The following is a 15,909-nucleotide window of genomic DNA, read 5'->3' as shown; positions in this document are numbered from 1 at the left end:
AAGCCGAGCCGACGAGCGAGGAGTTCATGACTGACACCACGTTGCCACCAGGCGACGGAGCCTCCGACCGCATCGAGCCGGTCGACATCCAGCACGAAATGCAGCGCAGTTACATCGATTACGCGATGAGCGTGATCGTGGGCCGCGCGCTGCCGGAGGTACGCGACGGCCTCAAGCCCGTGCATCGACGCGTGCTGTACGCGATGTACGACTCGGGCTTCCGTCCGGACCGCAGCCACGCCAAGTCGGCGCGCTCGGTGGCCGAGACGATGGGTAACTACCACCCGCACGGTGACGCGTCGATCTACGACACCCTGGTCCGCATGGCCCAGCCGTGGTCGCTGCGTTACCCGCTGGTCGACGGTCAGGGCAACTTCGGTTCGCCGGGTAACGACCCCGCCGCCGCGATGCGGTACACCGAGGCCCGGCTGACCCCGCTGGCCATGGAGATGCTGCGTGAAATCGACGAAGAGACAGTCGATTTCATCCCGAACTACGACGGCCGGGTGCAAGAGCCGACCGTGCTGCCGAGCCGGTTCCCCAACCTGCTGGCCAACGGCTCGGGCGGTATCGCCGTCGGCATGGCCACCAACATCCCGCCGCACAACCTGCGGGAGTTGGCCGAGGCGGTGTACTGGTGCCTCGAGAACCACGAGGCCGATGAAGAGGCCACCCTGGCCGCGGTGTGCGAGCGGGTCAAGGGCCCCGACTTCCCCACCAGCGGCCTGATCGTCGGCTCGCAGGGTATCCAGGATGCCTACACCACCGGTCGCGGCTCGATCCGCATGCGTGGTGTGGTGGAGATCGAGGAGGACAGCCGGGGCCGTACCGGCATCGTCATCACCGAACTGCCCTACCAGGTCAACCACGACAACTTCATCACCTCGATCGCCGAACAGGTGCGTGACGGCAAGCTGGCCGGCATCTCCAACATCGAGGACCAGTCCAGCGACCGCGTGGGCCTGCGAATCGTGGTGGAGCTCAAGCGCGATGCCGTCGCGAAGGTCGTGCTGAACAACCTCTACAAGCACACCCAGCTGCAGACGTCCTTCGGTGCGAACATGCTGTCGATCGTCGACGGGGTGCCCCGCACGCTGCGCCTGGACCAGATGATCCGGTACTACGTCGCGCACCAGCTCGACGTCATCATCCGGCGCACCCGGTACCGGCTGCGCAAGGCCAACGAGCGGGCTCACATCCTGCGCGGGTTGGTCAAAGCGCTCGACGCGCTCGATGAAGTGATCGCGTTGATCCGCGCCTCCGAAACCGTCGAGATCGCCCGCGCTGGCCTGATCGAGCTGCTCGACATCGACGAGATCCAGGCTCAGGCCATCCTCGACATGCAGCTGCGTCGATTGGCTGCCCTGGAACGTCAGAAGATCATCGACGATCTGGCCAAGATCGAGGCCGAGATCGCCGACCTCGAGGACATCCTGGCCAAACCGGAACGGCAGCGCGCGATCGTGCGCGACGAGCTGGCCGAGATCGTCGAGAAGCACGGTGACGACCGGCGCACCCGGATCGTCCCGGCCGACGGCGACGTCAGCGACGAGGACCTGATCGCCCGGGAAGACGTCGTGGTCACGATCACCGAGACGGGATACGCCAAGCGCACCAAGACCGACCTCTACCGCAGTCAGAAGCGCGGCGGCAAGGGCGTGCAGGGCGCGGGGCTCAAGGCCGACGACATCGTCAACCACTTCTTCGTGTGCTCGACGCACGACTGGATCCTGTTCTTCACCACACAGGGTCGCGTGTACCGGGCCAAGGCCTACGACCTGCCGGAAGCCTCGCGTACCGCGCGCGGACAGCATGTGGCGAACTTGCTTGCCTTCCAGCCGGAGGAGCGCATCGCCCAGGTGATCCAGCTCAAGACCTACGAGGACGCGCCGTACCTGGTGCTGGCCACCCGCAACGGCCTGGTGAAGAAGTCCAAGCTGGTCGACTTCGATTCGAACCGGTCCGGCGGCATCGTGGCGATCAACCTGCGCGACGGTGATGAACTGGTCGGTGCGGTGCTGTGCTCGGCCGAAGACGACCTGCTGCTGGTCAGTGCCAACGGTCAGTCCATCCGGTTCTCCGCAACAGATGAGGCGCTGCGGCCGATGGGCCGGGCCACCTCGGGTGTGCAGGGCATGCGGTTCAACGAAGACGACCGGTTGCTGTCGCTCAATGTGGTCCAACCGGACACGTATCTGCTGGTCGCGACCGCGGGCGGGTACGCCAAACGGACCGCGATCGAGGAGTACACGGTCCAGGGCCGCGGCGGCAAGGGCATCCTGACGATCCAGTACGACCGCAAACGTGGCAGTCTGGTCGGAGCGCTGATCGTCGATGACGAGACGGAGCTGTACGCCATCACCTCCGGTGGCGGCGTGATCCGGACCGCCGCACGTCAGGTTCGCAAGGCTGGACGTCAGACCAAGGGTGTCCGCTTGATGAACCTGGGCGACGGCGACACACTGATTGCGATTGCGCGCAACGCCGAGGAGGACTCGGACCCGGATGGTGCTGAGTCTGACGAGGAATGACGCTGTCGCCGAGGCCCGACGCGGACCTCGGCCTGAGCTAAGGAGCTGTTAGGTGAGTTCACCGAACGAGCCGGGATACCCGCGAGCGGGCGACCGGCCCGGCAGTTCCAACGGCTCAGGCACCGGGGCCGCTGGGGCCGACGGGGCCTCGGCCGCGGCAAAGGCGGGCGGGGTCCAGGCCCGGCCCGCCGGCGGTCAGATCACCGAGACGGGTGAGGCGCCGCCGTGGCAGCGCGGGACCGCCAGGACCACGCCGCCCGCCCCAAACGAGACGCGCGACGAGGGTGCCCGCCCGACGAGCGCCCACTCCCCCGGTGTCGAGGCCAGGTTGCAGCGCTTCGTCGCCGGCTCGGAGAACCAGGAAACCGAGCAGCAGGCTCGCCCGGCCCGACCGTCGTCCCCCCAGGCGCAGTCTGGATCCCGCGGTGAGCCGGCGCGGTCGGAGGCTTACACCAGCGAGATCCCGGACCTGTCCGGTCCGGCTCCGCGCCCAGCGCCGCGCAAGTCCTCCGGCGACGCTTCCACGGCAAGATCTTCGAGCAACAGTCCGACCACGCGGATCCAGGTGGCCAGCCGAACTGCGCACCAGGGGCCGGTCCGGGCCAGCATGCAGATCCGCCGGGTCGACCCGTGGACTGTGCTGAAGGTCTCACTGGTCTTGTCGGTGGTGCTGTTCTTCGTGTGGATGATCGCGGTGGCGTTCCTGTACCTGGTGCTCGGCGCGATGGGTGTGTGGAGCAAGCTCAACAGCAACGTCGGTGACCTTCTGACCAGCGCCAGCGGCGCCGCTGGAGGCGAATTGGTGTCCAGTGGAACGATATTCGGTGGGGCGGCGCTCATCGGCCTGGTCAACATCGTCGTGCTGTGCGCGATGGCCACCATCGGGGCCTTCATCTACAACCTGACCACCGATCTGGTCGGCGGAGTCGAGGTCACGCTGGCCGACCGGGATTGATTTGGGAGTCTGCGCCTCGGTGCGGTAATCTCTGCGCTCGGTCGATCCCAATTTTCGGGCCTATAGCTCAGGCGGTTAGAGCGCTTCGCTGATAACGAAGAGGTCGGAGGTTCGAGTCCTCCTAGGCCCACGACACCCGGTGTAACCGGTGATCATCGAGAGGTTGCGCCATGCGGTTCGTACTTCTGGCCGGCATCGCAGCCGCCGCGGTGATCGTCTGGCGGTCACGCCACGGTGAAGAGGTTTGGCACGAGGCCGAAATGCCGGCGTCGAAGCCGAATACGGGGCCTTAGCTCAGTTGGTAGAGCGCTGCCTTTGCAAGGCAGATGTCAGGAGTTCGGTACTTATCTGTAGGAGACGGAGATAGAAGTGGATATGACCAGCGGTGATGCCGTCATGGTCATGTCCGTGACGGGGCCATAGTTCAACGGTAGAACGGGGCCTTTGCAAGGCTCAGATCGGGGTTCGATTCCCCGTGGCTCCACTTTTGGCGACAGCGCCACGACCTGACGCGGCCACCCAGCTGTGTCCCGCTCGATCACCGGCATACCTAATCTGGTCGACGCCCAGGTCAGAAATACGTGCATCGCCCAGATCAGGTTCACAGACTTTCCGAGTGACAGGCATTAAAGGCTGTCCTGCGGCGGTTCGGGAGTGGGCGGGGGCCGCAACAAAGTGTTACTGACACCCCGAGACTGTCGGTAACACGTTTCAGTTTGACCAGAGGTCGTCACCGCTTTCGGTGCTTCTCCAGCGTACTGAGGTTCTCGTGTGCGCCCGAAATCCGCACGGGGGATCGTAAAAGCGGGTCAGGTCATCATGCGGCCTCACGCCCCATCGTAGCGGTGCGGGCGGCATACGAATTGAAACGAGTTCTAGAAATCTGCTGATTTTCAGGTTGCTCTCAGCTACGGTTCGGCGGGTAGGTGTTAACGACCCCGTCAAAAGGACATAATCTTGCAGCCCACAATTCGTCCCTTCGTGACCGCCGGTGTGGCGATGGCCGCCGCCGGTGCGGTCGCGTTTACGCCCCTAACCATGCCCCCCCCGGACGTCCAGATAGCCGCAAACCAACCGGTTACTGCCTCCGTTGAGCTGACTGCGGCCGCCGACTTCCTCACCCGATGGGCAGAGGTTTTCAACGACACCGCAGCCAACGCCACCAAGGTTTCCGAGTTCTATTCCAAGGCGCCCGCCGCGGCGCTGCAGCAGGCGATCGTCAACCAGATCGACGACCTCCGCGCCATCATCAACGACCCGGCCAGCATCGGCGACGTGATCTCGGCCAATGCCGCCCTGCTGCAGGACGTTATCCAGGCCACCACCTTCTCCGGCGACCCATTTGGATACCCACCGGTTCTTTCACCTGCCTTCGAAGCGTTGGAGCAAACCCTGGACCCCCAGCACATGCTCATGCTGCTGGCAATCAACGGCTGGCCGATTCCCATGGAGCTCCCCGAGATCCCCGCAGCCGTTGCTTCTCTCCTCAATTTCGCGGCCTCCCCACTAAGCGGCGCGCTGATCGGGGTGGTAGGGCCGATGCTCAGCCCAGGTGTGGCGGCCCTCAACAGCGTTCTTGCCGGGGACCTGCTCAACCTTCCCGCCAATGTCGTCGACGGTTTCTTTAACGGCGCCACCCTCAACCTTGACGCGGCGTTGCCTCTGATCTCCGGATCTTTGCCGCCGGGCATGGACATCAAATCGCTGAGCATCGAGCTCGGCGGCCTATTCAGCACGGGATCGGTGGGAAATGACGCGGCCCCCGGCGGCTCCATCTTCAACGCGGTAACCCTTGTCCTCGATCGAGGTAACTCGGACCTGACCTTTGCCGGCCATCGGCTCGGGCCGATCGCGGCCTTGGCGAACCTCTCTCAGATCATCGCGAAGACAACAGGCTGGGACGGGACTGGCAACCCGCTGGACGAGCTGTCCGAGCCGGCAAGTGGCACGACGACTGCTGTGGCTGCCAAGGCCGAGGATGGCCCGGCGGCACTGCCGTCCGCGCCGCGTAAGTTGGCGGCGCTCAATGTGTCTTCGGATGGCGCACCGGAAGTCAAGAGCCTGAGCCTGGCAGAGGCGCCGGCGGTGGACAACGACACGGAGGCTGATGCAGCGAAAGCGGTTGAGGTGAGTACCGAGTCCGGCATTGAGAACTCCGCTGAGGGCGCTACCGGTCAGGTTGTGCGTGAAAGCCCCAAGGCTGAGCCCGGGAAGATCGGCACTGCACGGGTGAAGCCGTCGGCGAAGCTCAAGGAGTCCATTGATTCCGTTGGTGGCAAGGTGAATTCGACGGTCAAGAAGGTTCGTGACGGGTTGAAGAGCGGGTTCAGCAAGCCAGCCAAGAAGAATAGTGTTGCAGGAACTAAGAAGAGCGCGGGCTCTGACGGCGCCGGCGCCGCAGGCTCGGGCGGCGACAGCGACAAGTAGCCCAACGGCCGATCAGCCCCCTGCGATGCAGGGGGCTGATTGCGTTTGTGAGAGTCACTCCTCGCCGAGGACTGGCTATGGTCAACCGGAGGTCGACCCGGTGGTCAACGACGAGTTGCTTGGTCCGGGGCGTTCTCGTTGAATCTGTGGCATCGGATTCCGAACAAGCACCGGTCGGTTCGGACAGGCCACCTGCGGTAGTCCGTGCCGCGTGGCCAGGTCCGCCGCAGATGGCGGCAACCGCCTGGGCAACCAGATTCCGTGGTGCCATCTGCATGAGCGCTAAGCCGTAGCGGGGCTGTCACGCTCTATCGGTCAGCACCCGCTCAGCCATCGGTAGCGGGCCGCGCTCGGGGAGCGGAGGTATGACGGTGGTTGAGGTCGAGGACACGGCTGCGGAGGGCCTCGTTCTCGGTACGCAGCACCGCAACTTCTTCGGCGAGGTCGCGGTTGCGGTGCAGGGCTACTTGGAGTTTGGTGCGCAGCGACTCGACTGTGGCCGCAGCAGGGTTCGGTGTGTGCAGGTCGCCGGTCGCTCGGCGACGGTGCTCGCTGATATCGCGCCGAAGGTCGGTGTGCTGATACAGGAAGCTGGTCGATACTCCCGCGGTGCGTGCGATGGAAACGAATGTGATCGGCTGCCCGGCGGCGTGCAGTTTGGTGATGGCCCGGCGGGCGCGGGCGGTCGCGTCAGCCGTGCGGGCCGCGGCGGCTTCGGTAAGGCGGGCAGTCCGCTGTTGGCGGTCGTCGGTGGTCACGGGCGTTCCGGGCTGTCGGGGTCGAGTTCGGCGATCAGCTTGGTGACTTTGGCGAGCATGGTCGTGTTCAGCTCGACCGCTTCGGTGTCACCGCGTTCACGAGCATCGTCGGTGAGGCGCTGCAGTTGGTCTCGGTGAACGATATGAGCGCCGAGGAAGACCCGGCCGCCCGGGTCGTGGAAGGAGCAGTCCAGGCAGGGGTTGGGCCGAAACTCGCAGCGTTGCGCCGACGGCAGCGTGCAGAACCCGTTGGGCAGGGCCGCGGCGAATCGTGCGCGGAGCCGCTCAACACCCGCGTCGCCCCCAGACCGGTTCTCGGGCTTGTTGTCCCAGAATTCGCGTGCCTTGCGGGCCAGCGTGTCGTCGGTTATCCGAGCGTACGTCGAGGTCATGGTGTCGCTCTGATGCCCGAGGAAGTCGCGCACTTCCTGTTGGGTCCATCCGTTGTTGAGCAGGGTCATCCCGACGGTGTGCCGGAATCGGTGGACGTCCCCTCCGGAGATCGGCTCACCGGTGATCGCCGACGAGATGATTCCATGTTCGCGAAAAAGGACTGAGAGACGGTGCCGCAGACCGCTGGTGGACCAGGGCTGTGTGCGTCCGACGGCGGCGCTCGATCGCGCCCCGGGGAACAGGTGCGTGGCCTCGGGGCCGTAGGTGTCTCGAACGCGGGTCTGCTGCGCCAAGATGACGGTGGCCAAGGTGTCTGGGATGGGAAACCGGCGCCATGCGTTGGTTTTGGTCATCCAGTACTCGATCCAGTAGCCCCCGTCGCAGTGGTGCAGGCAGTCGAGCGGGAGGGCGACCAGTTCGGAGATTCGGCAGCCCGCCCATCGCGTCGTGGCAATCATCGCCCGCAGTGTCGGGTCGGTTTCGGGGTTGTCGACGATCAGGGTGTCGATGCGCTCGACGACGTCCGGCGGGAACGGGCGAGGGTTGCGAGTCTTGCGGTGGACGTTCTCGCCGCGGCGCAGAAACATCGCCGAGCCCAGGTCGCAGACGAGCCCGGTCTCGTGCAACGACTCCAGCAGGTATGCGCCGGTGTTGGCCAACCGGGCGTCCGCGTCGGTGTCGCTACGGCGGGTCCAGGCCAGGTAGTCAAGGAACAGCGAACGGGTCACCGAGGGTGGATCGGGAACCGTGCCGTCGGTGGTGAGGAATCGGGCCAGCTGGCGGGTGGCGCGCACCCATTGGGTGAGGGTTCCCCAGGACAGGGTGGCGGTGGTGAGCTGTTGTCGTGCAAGCTTTTTGACGGCTACCTTAAGCCAGGGCACCGGTACCGATGACCAGTCGACGGCGGTGTGCGTGGATCCCGATTGGGTGGCGTCGAGGACGAACTCGAATTGATCGCGCCAGTGCCAATGATCGCTGGTCCACGCGTCGGGGTTGGTGGCGCCGTCGAGCAGGCGGAAGAAGCTCCGGATGTACGGTGCGCACAGCGTGTCGAACGAGCTGGCATGCGGCCAGTGCTGTCGGCAGAGCAGAAGCCAATCGTGCACGGGCCGTTCGGTCAGCGAATCCGTGACCCGGCCGTCGGCCGCATCGACGAGCACCATGAGGACGCGGCGGAGGCTGGCGTTGGGCGTCCAGTCGCCTCTCCCGACCTTGGTGGCCACGACGAACCGGACCTCGTCGGCAGCCGTCGGCGGGAACCGACGGAAGTCGACTACTTGGGTGCAAGTGCGGCCGCGTGGCGGCCCTACCGGTGTCGACCCGGTCTGGGCCCAGGCCGTGAAGTCGGCCGGCTGGCCGGCGCGGAACCATTGGAAGTAGTGCGCGTAGCACAGTCCTGACGTGGCGGCGGAGTTGCTGCGGGGGCCGCCCAGCCAGTATTGGGGGCCGTCGCAGCCGTCGACCGCGCATGGGTCGACGGCCTGCCTGCGGCGATCCCCTGCCACCTCGACCACCTGCCAGGTCGGCTGGCACCATGGGCCGTCGGGGACCCGCAGTGTCGGATGGGAGCGCACGCCGCGGGATTCGGTCCGGGACTCACCGCGTGTCATTGCCAGCCCTGTTCTGCGGTGCCCGCCACACCAGATGCTCGGTACGGCGCAGCCGCTCGGCCAGATCATCGCCGGCAAGGTGGATGTACACGTCGGCGCTGGCGGCGTGCGATTGGCCGAGTCGGGCGGCGATCTCGGCGGCCGTCCATCCGGCCCGCGCCAGCGCCGTGGCGTGGGTGTGACGCAGCATGTGGGGATGCAGGTCGTCGACGCCGGCGGAGGTGCCGATGCGCTCCACCAGCTGGTAGGCGTTCGAGTACGACAACGGACCACCCCGCGGGCGCCGGGACAGGTTCACGAACACGTAATCGCTGTCCACATCGGCGAGTTCGCCGAGCAGGTATGCGGCGTACAGGTCGAAAAAGCGCCGCGGTGCCTCCACGGTGAACTGCGCCCGCTGCTTGGACAAGGCCCCGTTCTGGTTGTCTTCCCGGCGGCAGACCCGCACTCGTCGGCGCATCGGGTCCAGGTCACCGTGGCGCAGCCCCAACGCTTGCCCCACCCGCAGCCCCAGGTCATACAGGGCAGAGAGCAGCAGCCTGTCCCGGTCAGTGGACGCTGACTCCAGTAGCCGCGTGAAGTCGGTCTCGAAGTCGATCACCTGCACCGTCTCCGCTGCAGCCTTGCCCGGTCTCGTCAAGCGTGACACCTCGCTGGGGCGGCGCCGCTCGACGTGTGCGAGGAAGCTGTGCGATCGGCGCGGCAGCCTCGACGGGTTGCGGGTCAGCACCAAGTCGAGCGGTCCCCGGCCTTCGACCCGGTGGAACTCGTAGAACTCTCGGATGCCCGCGCTGACTGCTTTCACCGTTGCTGGTGATCGGCCGTTACGCCAGGTTTGCAGCGGCGGCAATCCCACTGACAGCGCCCCGACAAAGTCGCACAACCCGTCGAAGACGACGGCATCCCAAGCGATTCCGCGTGCCGAGAGCCACCGGTAGAACAAGCTCAGATGCCGTGCATAGGACCGGACGGTGTTCTGTGAGCGTCCCACCGCCCGCAACCAGTGCAGGAACTGCTCGACCTCTGCGATCGGCAACCCATGATCGTCGACCACCGTCCACGACGGTTGCCCGTGCACGGTCACCGGCGCCGCCCTCACTGGGCGTCCCCGGCGTCCTTCGAGCGCTGCGGCGGCTGAATCTCGATGCCTGGCTGGAGGCGCTCCTGTGCGTCGCGGGCCGGCAACGGTGCCACCGCGTGCATGTCGGCGGGCAGCTCTCCTGGCAGCCACTTCATCTTGCGCTTGCGCCAGGACGCGAGCTGGGCTTGGGCTTTGGCCATGGGAACTTCGAATCTGGCCCAGTCGACGCTGGGGGCGCTGACCCAGATCCGGCGGATGTGCGCATCGGTGTAAGGGTCGTAGTCCCACGTCAATTCGCAATGCGTGGGATTGCCTATCAGAGACGAGGTTTCGGCATCGATGAGCCGCAAGGTTTCGGAGTCCTGGTTGCAGAACGCGGTGCGTCGCGCATTGGTCGGTTCCATCTCGTAGTGGTGGATGGCCATGTAGGTCTTGCCGTGGCTGCTGATCATCGGCCACCGATGCGGTTTCGACACGATATGACCAGGCGGGTGCATGCCCTGCGTGCCCAGCCACACCGCAGTGCTTGCCGCAGTGAGACCGGCGACATGCGAACCCCGGAGCAGCCCGTGCAACTCGGTGCGCAGGTGCGCAGCGTGCCGCTCGGACAGGGCATTCCAGTCATCGACAGCGGCAAGGAGCAGCGCTGCGACCCCGGTAGTGACCTGCCGCAGCAAGCGGGTCGCCTCCTTACGCGACACCGCGCGGTCCCGCGGCTCGGAATCCTCAAAGAGCGCCGTCACGACTGCACCTTTCGATTGAAAATCTTGCCCAGAATCGTGCTGACCGTGGTAAGGTTTGTCGCGTGCGCCACGCCGTACCAGCACACGTGCATATCGGTGGCGAGATCACCGCTACGGTGAGTTCTGAGTCACACCAGCCACTCTTGTCGCAGGCCGGACAGCCACAGAATCGAGAAAGACGCAGATCACACGGTGTTTCTGCAGAGCTCCGGCTCGACGGAGGGTTAGTGTCCAGACACGAGCACCGAGACGGATGGGGAGTTGATCTGTGACGGCACCGGAGCCCTACGCTGAGGCGAACAACGTGATGGTGCAGCTGACCAGACTCGCCTGCGGATGGTCGAAGAAGAAGTTGGCCGACCAGGTCGGTGTATCGGCGTCACACGTAAGCAAGGTCGAATCCGGTGTCCTGCCTCTGGCCGGGAAAGCCCTGCTCGATTACGCGCGAGTCCTGCAGTGCCCACCCGAGGCGTTGTGCGTCCCGTTCACCCGGTCGCCGGCCGAAGGCACCCACTTCCGCGCCAATGCCAGCACCGCGGAGTGGAAACGTGACCGCGTGTGGGCGCGAGCGAACCTCATCGCGATGCGGCTCGGGCGCATCGAAGCGCGTGCGGACATCGAACCTCTGCTCGCGCTCCCCGAACTCGACCCCGCTGACTACGCCGCCGAGCACGGCGAAATCACCGCCGCGCAGGTACTGCGGCGCCTCTGGCGGGTGGCCGGCCCGATCCGTTCCATGGCCGAATTACTGGAAGCCGCAGGAGTTTTCGTTATCCTCGAAGACTTCGCCGACCGCGAGATCGACGCCGTAACCCTGCGGGCAAACCAGCACCATCCGCATCTGGTGTACGTCAACGCAGCCCTGCCTCCCGACCGCATGCGGATGACCCTCGCCCACGAACTCGGCCACCTCGTGATGGACGCGATGACCCTGGTCAGCCCAACAGAGACCGAACGCCGAGCCACCGCCTTCGCCGCCGAATTCCTGGCGCCCATCGATGACATCGCGTTCGACCTGGACCGGGTCTCCATTCGCACCGTCCACGAACTCGACGAGCTGCGCCTGACCTGGGGTGTGAGCGTGTCGTCACTGGTCATGCGTGCCCGCGAACGCGGCATCCTCTCCGACTATCAGTACCGATCCATGTTCCGGCTACTCAACGAGACCGGCCGCATGTACGGGAACCGGGCCGGCGTCGCCGCCGAACAACCCAAACTCACCAGCTCAGTGCTCGAACAACTCCTGGCGGCCGGATACACCAACGCCGAACTCGACGAAATCACCCTGCTCACAAGCACACAACGCGCTGACCTATTTCGCACCGCCAGCGATCAACCCGTCACCCGACACCTCACCATGGTGTAAAGACGCCGAGGTTCGAACGTGGGCTGGAACAAGACTCCCGTCCGCGACACCCAGTGGCGGGTCCACCCCTACTGGACCAAACAATCCCAAGCACTCGAACAAGACCAGGCCGCAGGTGGTCGAGCTTGTCGCGTCATCCAGGACTGCGGTGCCCTCGGGCGAGTGATCCTCCGACGCCGCTACCTGCGTCTATACGCCGAACTACGGTGGCAGATCAACAAGAAAGAATGCAGCCAGTTCCTGTGCGAGGTGTCCGCCGACAGCCGGGCAGCCAATCTAGCCGCAGCCTGGCAACGTGCTCACGAGCTCGGCCTGACCACGCCGAGCAGCGCGGCGGCCTCGGAGAACGTCCAGACCTGATCGCTCTGGTTACATTGCCTCGCCCTCGTGGAGCCGTCGAATGTGATCGTTGACCCAGTCGGCGTCGACAACGGCGAGTACTTCGCATCCTCGCTGGCGCGCACCAATGACGCAGGCCGCCGTCGTCACGGATCAGCTGTAGATAACTCGTTCACGACAGGCGCTTGCGCTCCGAACCAGCAGTCGTCGTGTATGTCGTGGATACCTTTGCACCACCTAGAGATATCGAATCTCCTAGGCTCCACAACTCCGTTCAGTCACTGATCGTTGACGTGAACCATCTTGCCCGACAAGCGTTTCGGAGTTGCCGTCGGCAAACTCCGGAGAACACGGGCGTCAATTGCTACCGTCGCCTCACATGAAGTGTTTGCACAAGGTAGTACCTCTCGCCGCAGCACTCGTATTCTGCAGTGCTGCCTGTGGTACCAACAGCGATGAACAGGCGCCGTCGAGCCAGGCCCCGGTCACCTCATCGAGCCACGCGCCGGCCGCACCCCACACACCGGCGGCGCCGGGTGCGCCCGCCACATCGACGGTGCCGATGATGCCCAACCCCAATGGCGACGGCTCGATGGTTCCGTGTGAGGGCACGATCTGCACCAACCCGAATCACGGTGCCGGTGACGATCCGGAGGAAAACGGCGGCGCGGTGATGCCCAACCCGAATGGGGACGGTTCCGACGTGCCGTGTGAAGGGACGATCTGCACCAACCCGAATCACGGTGCCGGTGACGATCCGGAGGAAAACGGCGGCGCTGACGTGCCGGCCCCGGACGGAGACGGGTAGCCGCCACGGACTGCCCTAGGGCTTCGGGCTGACTTCCACGCTCGGCGGCAGCGGTGACGGCTCGGGCCGGGTGGACCGTCGCACGATCGAAAATGCCAGCGCTCCACCGGCCAGGGTTGCCGCGGCGGCACCGGCCAGAAGCAGCCGGCGCCGGCGTCGCGGCTTGGCCTGCGGCGCGGCGGCCGCCTCCTGCAGTACCTCGGGCAGTGCCGCCACCGTTTGGGCGGCTGCGGCGAGCTGACGGCGCAGCTTGCCCGACTCGTAGCGCTTGCGCAGCCCGGCCGCTGCCGCGGACACGGTATTGGCGCTGATGCCAACCACGCCGCGAGTTACGTCGACGGGGCCCACCGTGCTGTATTTCAAGCCGCGGGCTAGGCGCTGACGGGGGGCCAACCGGGTCTCGATGTTCGCGGTCATCTGGCACCTTTCTGGGCACGGGCGGCGGAAGTGAGCTGCGGCCGAAGTGTGTCGGCTGAGATCCACATTGCCATCTCCGCGGGAGTCTGGGGGCGTTGGTGGGGTATCTGACCGTCGCCGGCGGCCGGGATGGCAGACTGAGTAGCCGTGACGAGCCCCATTCAGACCGCGACGGCGACACTGCACACCAACCGCGGCGACATCAAGATCGCACTGTTCGGAAACCACGCTCCCAAGACCGTGGCCAACTTCGTCGGCTTGGCGCAGGGCACCAAGGACTACAGCACCGAGAATGCCTCGGGCGGAACCTCCGGTCCGTTCTACGACGGCGTCATCTTCCACCGGGTGATCGACGGCTTCATGATCCAGGGCGGCGACCCGACCGGCACCGGTCGCGGCGGCCCGGGCTTCCAGTTCGCCGACGAGTTCCACCCCGAGCTTCAGTTCGACAAGCCCTACCTGCTGGCCATGGCCAACGCCGGGCCGGGCACCAACGGCTCCCAGTTCTTCATCACGGTCGGCCAGACCCCGCACCTCAACCGCCGCCACACGATCTTCGGCGAGGTTGTGGATCCGGAGTCCCAGAAGGTCGTCGACGCCATCGCGTCCACCCCGACCGACCGCTCCGACCGGCCGACCGATCCGGTCGTCATCGAATCGGTCACCGTGTCATAACGGGTCCTACCCCGCACGTACCAATGCGCGACGCCCCCGGAGTCGGGGGCGTCGCGTGTTGTGTGGGGTCTGATTCATCACGGGGCCGCGAAACCGGCCTCTGTGAGCGCGTCCAAGACGTCGAGCGGGTCCGTTCCGAGATCCCAGCGCGTGAAGACCACCAGGCGGTCGTCGACGGTGTCGATCTCCAGTAGGCGGACCTTGCGGGCGATCCGACGGAACTCGGTGATGCGGACTTTCCGGATCTCATTGCGGCGATATGTCCGGGTACGCCACCACCCGGCGACGGTGAGACTGTCTTGGTTAATTGCCAGTTTCGGCCGTGCCCGCCACGACAATGTTGCGAAGGTGAGCAATCCCACGCCAGCAATGCCGGCAAGAACACGTCCGGGCGGGTCTGTGATCAGGGTCACAGCTGCGATAGCCATCATAAGCCCGGCTATGCCGCAACCAGCGACTCCAGCGGCCGATGGCCCCCAATGAGTTTGCTGCACGGGTTGTTCACACCCTCTTACCGCGACTAATGGAGTTATCCACAGGTGCTATCCCCAATGGGGATGAATCACAACGATGTGATTGAGCATCGCCAAGGTTGCTGAACCGGTAACGCTGAAAACGTAAGATGAATTCATTATGAAGGCGCCTCGGCTTATCGCCAGCGCATCGTGAGCAACAGCCCGGTGATCATGAAGGCAAAGGCAATCGCGTAGTTCCACGGACCCAGGTCAGCCATCCACTGAAGGAAGGACGGAGTGTCCACCGGGTTGGTCGCGGCGAGCTGGAAGACCAGCAGCCACAACAGGCCGAACAACATGAGGCCGATGAACAGCGCGACGAACCACACACTCGACGGTCCGGCTTTCACCTTGACCGGGGTCCGGCTCACCGACTTGATGGTGAAATCGTTCTTCTTACGGACTTTGGACTTGGGCATGGGTACCTTCGCGGACAGTCGGCGTCACACGGTGCGACGATGAGGCAGGATGCCTCACGAGCCTAACGTAGCTGCACGTCCAGGAGAGACTGCGATGGACCAACCGGATCGATCCCCGTGGCGTTTCGGCGTCCCGGCCGTCTGCCTGGCCGCCGGCTTGCTCCTGGCCGCAACCCACGGGGTCTCCGGCGGTGACGAAATTCGCCGCAGCGACGCCCCCCGCCTCGTCGACCTGGTCCGCGAGGCCCAGCAATCGGTAGACCGGCTGACCGCCGAACGGGATTCGCTGTCGACCGAGATCGACAGCCATCACGGCGGCTCCCCCGGCTCACACGCGGCCCTCGGGGCGATCACCCGCCGCTCTGCCGAGCTCGCCGTCGACGCGGGCACGGTCCCGATGCGAGGACCCGGACTGGTTGTCACGCTCAATGACGCCCAGCGCGACGCCGAGGGCCGCTTTCCCCGCGACGCCTCCCCTGACGACCTCGTGGTGCACCAGCAGGACATTCAGGCCGTCTTGAATGCACTGTGGAGCGCCGGCGCCGAAGGCATCCAAATGCAGGACCAGCGCATCATCGCCACCTCAGCTCCCCGCTGTGTCGGTAACACGCTGCTGCTCAACGGCCGTACCTACAGCCCGCCGTATGTGATCACCGCGATCGGCGACGCGTCCGCCATGCAGGCCGCGCTGGCGGCCGCCCCCAACGTCACCCTCTACAAGCAATACGTGGTGCGGTTCGGCTTGGGATACCTGGAAGAACCGCGGGCCGAGGTCGAACTGACCGGGCATACCGAGCCGCTGCGGATGCGCTACGCGAAACCAGCGGGCCCTGTCGGCTATTAAACCCGTTCGTCAGGGCCGGTAGCCTATG

At 65.4% G+C, this 15,909-nt stretch carries 16 protein-coding genes and 3 tRNA genes; 12 read left to right on the top strand and 7 right to left on the bottom strand.

Features of this window, described 5'->3' with window-relative positions; genetic code table 11:
* Nucleotides 1-26: 26 nt before the first annotated feature.
* The 7 genes from gyrA to gjpA all read left to right on the top strand — a co-directional run bounded on the left by gyrA (nucleotide 27) and on the right by gjpA (nucleotide 5,913).
* Nucleotides 27-2,531, top strand: a complete 2,505-nt coding sequence (gene gyrA, locus K6L26_RS01230) for a DNA gyrase subunit A (protein WP_019344841.1) — start codon at nucleotides 27-29, stop codon at nucleotides 2,529-2,531.
* A 52-nt stretch (nucleotides 2,532-2,583) separates the two neighbouring features.
* Nucleotides 2,584-3,486: a DUF3566 domain-containing protein gene (locus K6L26_RS01225; protein ID WP_221852473.1), complete on the top strand. Its 903-nt coding sequence runs from the start codon at nucleotides 2,584-2,586 to the stop codon at nucleotides 3,484-3,486.
* A 56-nt stretch (nucleotides 3,487-3,542) separates the two neighbouring features.
* Nucleotides 3,543-3,616, top strand: a tRNA-Ile gene (locus tag K6L26_RS01220).
* A 40-nt stretch (nucleotides 3,617-3,656) separates the two neighbouring features.
* The gene (locus K6L26_RS31865) at nucleotides 3,657-3,779 is read left to right on the top strand and encodes a hypothetical protein (protein ID WP_085980379.1); all 123 of its coding nucleotides are present in this window, start codon (nucleotides 3,657-3,659) and stop codon (nucleotides 3,777-3,779) included.
* Nucleotides 3,778-3,835 (top strand) — tRNA-Ala (locus tag K6L26_RS01215). Before K6L26_RS31865 ends, K6L26_RS01215 begins: the two co-directional genes overlap by 2 nt.
* A 64-nt stretch (nucleotides 3,836-3,899) precedes the next feature.
* Nucleotides 3,900-3,970, top strand: a tRNA-Ala gene (locus K6L26_RS01210).
* Nucleotides 3,971-4,467: 497 nt separating this feature from the next.
* Entirely contained in the window at nucleotides 4,468-5,913 is a 1,446-nt protein-coding gene (gene gjpA / locus K6L26_RS01205) for an outer membrane porin GjpA (protein WP_221852471.1), read from the top strand.
* Between the two features lie 326 nt (nucleotides 5,914-6,239).
* Here the strand turns inward: gjpA and K6L26_RS01200 are convergent, their stop codons facing one another.
* Genes K6L26_RS01200 through K6L26_RS01185 form a run of 4 tightly spaced genes read right to left on the bottom strand, consistent with a single transcriptional unit; the run spans nucleotide 6,240 to nucleotide 10,498 of the window.
* Nucleotides 6,240-6,671 carry a DUF6262 family protein gene (locus tag K6L26_RS01200; RefSeq protein WP_221852469.1) on the bottom strand — a complete coding sequence of 144 codons (432 nt, stop codon included), beginning with the start codon at nucleotides 6,669-6,671 and terminating at the stop codon, nucleotides 6,240-6,242.
* Nucleotides 6,668-8,674, bottom strand: coding sequence for a tyrosine-type recombinase/integrase (locus tag K6L26_RS01195; protein ID WP_245008666.1), 2,007 nt, complete (start codon nucleotides 8,672-8,674; stop codon nucleotides 6,668-6,670). Before K6L26_RS01195 ends, K6L26_RS01200 begins: the two co-directional genes overlap by 4 nt.
* Nucleotides 8,661-9,773 carry a tyrosine-type recombinase/integrase gene (locus K6L26_RS01190; protein WP_221852467.1) on the bottom strand — a complete coding sequence of 371 codons (1,113 nt, stop codon included), beginning with the start codon at nucleotides 9,771-9,773 and terminating at the stop codon, nucleotides 8,661-8,663. The genes K6L26_RS01195 and K6L26_RS01190 overlap by 14 nt, the downstream gene beginning before the upstream one ends.
* Entirely contained in the window at nucleotides 9,770-10,498 is a 729-nt protein-coding gene (locus K6L26_RS01185) for a hypothetical protein (protein ID WP_221852465.1), read from the bottom strand. The genes K6L26_RS01190 and K6L26_RS01185 overlap by 4 nt, the downstream gene beginning before the upstream one ends.
* A 268-nt stretch (nucleotides 10,499-10,766) precedes the next feature.
* Between K6L26_RS01185 and K6L26_RS01180 the strand changes: the two genes are divergently transcribed.
* The 3 genes from K6L26_RS01180 (at nucleotide 10,767) to K6L26_RS31585 (ending at nucleotide 13,011) form a co-directional block, all read left to right on the top strand.
* Nucleotides 10,767-11,864, top strand: a complete 1,098-nt coding sequence (locus K6L26_RS01180) for an ImmA/IrrE family metallo-endopeptidase (protein ID WP_221852464.1) — start codon at nucleotides 10,767-10,769, stop codon at nucleotides 11,862-11,864.
* Nucleotides 11,865-11,882: 18 nt separating this feature from the next.
* Nucleotides 11,883-12,224 carry a hypothetical protein gene (locus K6L26_RS01175; protein ID WP_221852462.1) on the top strand — a complete coding sequence of 114 codons (342 nt, stop codon included), beginning with the start codon at nucleotides 11,883-11,885 and terminating at the stop codon, nucleotides 12,222-12,224.
* A gap of 544 nt (nucleotides 12,225-12,768) precedes the next feature.
* Nucleotides 12,769-13,011: a hypothetical protein gene (locus tag K6L26_RS31585; protein ID WP_435405355.1), complete on the top strand. Its 243-nt coding sequence runs from the start codon at nucleotides 12,769-12,771 to the stop codon at nucleotides 13,009-13,011.
* Nucleotides 13,012-13,026: 15 nt separating this feature from the next.
* Here the strand turns inward: K6L26_RS31585 and cwsA are convergent, their stop codons facing one another.
* A complete protein-coding gene (cwsA, locus tag K6L26_RS01165; protein ID WP_221852458.1) occupies nucleotides 13,027-13,428 on the bottom strand; it encodes a cell wall synthesis protein CwsA in 402 nt (133 codons plus the stop codon).
* 147 nt (nucleotides 13,429-13,575) lie between these two features.
* Between cwsA and K6L26_RS01160 the strand changes: the two genes are divergently transcribed.
* The gene (locus K6L26_RS01160; protein ID WP_019345049.1) at nucleotides 13,576-14,103 is read left to right on the top strand and encodes a peptidylprolyl isomerase; all 528 of its coding nucleotides are present in this window, start codon (nucleotides 13,576-13,578) and stop codon (nucleotides 14,101-14,103) included.
* A gap of 77 nt (nucleotides 14,104-14,180) precedes the next feature.
* On the opposite strand, the gene K6L26_RS01155 is transcribed toward K6L26_RS01160, so the two are convergent.
* Both K6L26_RS01155 and crgA read right to left on the bottom strand, forming a co-directional pair.
* A complete protein-coding gene (locus K6L26_RS01155) occupies nucleotides 14,181-14,597 on the bottom strand; it encodes a PH domain-containing protein (protein WP_036390700.1) in 417 nt (138 codons plus the stop codon).
* 155 nt (nucleotides 14,598-14,752) lie between these two features.
* Nucleotides 14,753-15,037, bottom strand: coding sequence for a cell division protein CrgA (gene crgA, locus K6L26_RS01150; RefSeq protein ID WP_019345051.1), 285 nt, complete (start codon nucleotides 15,035-15,037; stop codon nucleotides 14,753-14,755).
* Between the two features lie 94 nt (nucleotides 15,038-15,131).
* Here crgA and K6L26_RS01145 point away from each other — a divergent pair, with 94 nt between their 5' ends.
* On the top strand, nucleotides 15,132-15,881 hold the full coding sequence (locus tag K6L26_RS01145; protein ID WP_019345052.1) for a DUF881 domain-containing protein: 750 nt from the start codon (nucleotides 15,132-15,134) through the stop codon (nucleotides 15,879-15,881).
* Nucleotides 15,882-15,909 lie beyond the last annotated feature (28 nt).

Source organism: Mycobacterium farcinogenes (assembly GCF_019739075.1).
GTDB lineage: Bacteria > Actinomycetota > Actinomycetes > Mycobacteriales > Mycobacteriaceae > Mycobacterium > Mycobacterium senegalense.
Note: the sequence above shows the minus strand (reverse complement) of the source record. Positions and strands in the feature narration are given on the sequence as shown.

Bases quoted from the DNA above. Each gene is read 5' to 3' on its own strand.
- gyrA (WP_019344841.1), top strand. From the start codon at position 27: ATGACTGACACCACGTTGCCACCAGGCGACGGAGCCTCCGACCGCATC.
- K6L26_RS31865 (WP_085980379.1), top strand. From the start codon at position 3,657: ATGCGGTTCGTACTTCTGGCCGGCATCGCAGCCGCCGCGGTGATCGTC.
- K6L26_RS01195 (WP_245008666.1), bottom strand. From the start codon at position 8,674: ATGACACGCGGTGAGTCCCGGACCGAATCCCGCGGCGTGCGCTCCCAT.
- K6L26_RS31585 (WP_435405355.1), top strand. From the start codon at position 12,769: ATGCCCAACCCCAATGGCGACGGCTCGATGGTTCCGTGTGAGGGCACG.
- cwsA (WP_221852458.1), bottom strand. From the start codon at position 13,428: ATGACCGCGAACATCGAGACCCGGTTGGCCCCCCGTCAGCGCCTAGCC.
- crgA (WP_019345051.1), bottom strand. From the start codon at position 15,037: ATGCCCAAGTCCAAAGTCCGTAAGAAGAACGATTTCACCATCAAGTCG.
- K6L26_RS01145 (WP_019345052.1), top strand. From the start codon at position 15,132: ATGGACCAACCGGATCGATCCCCGTGGCGTTTCGGCGTCCCGGCCGTC.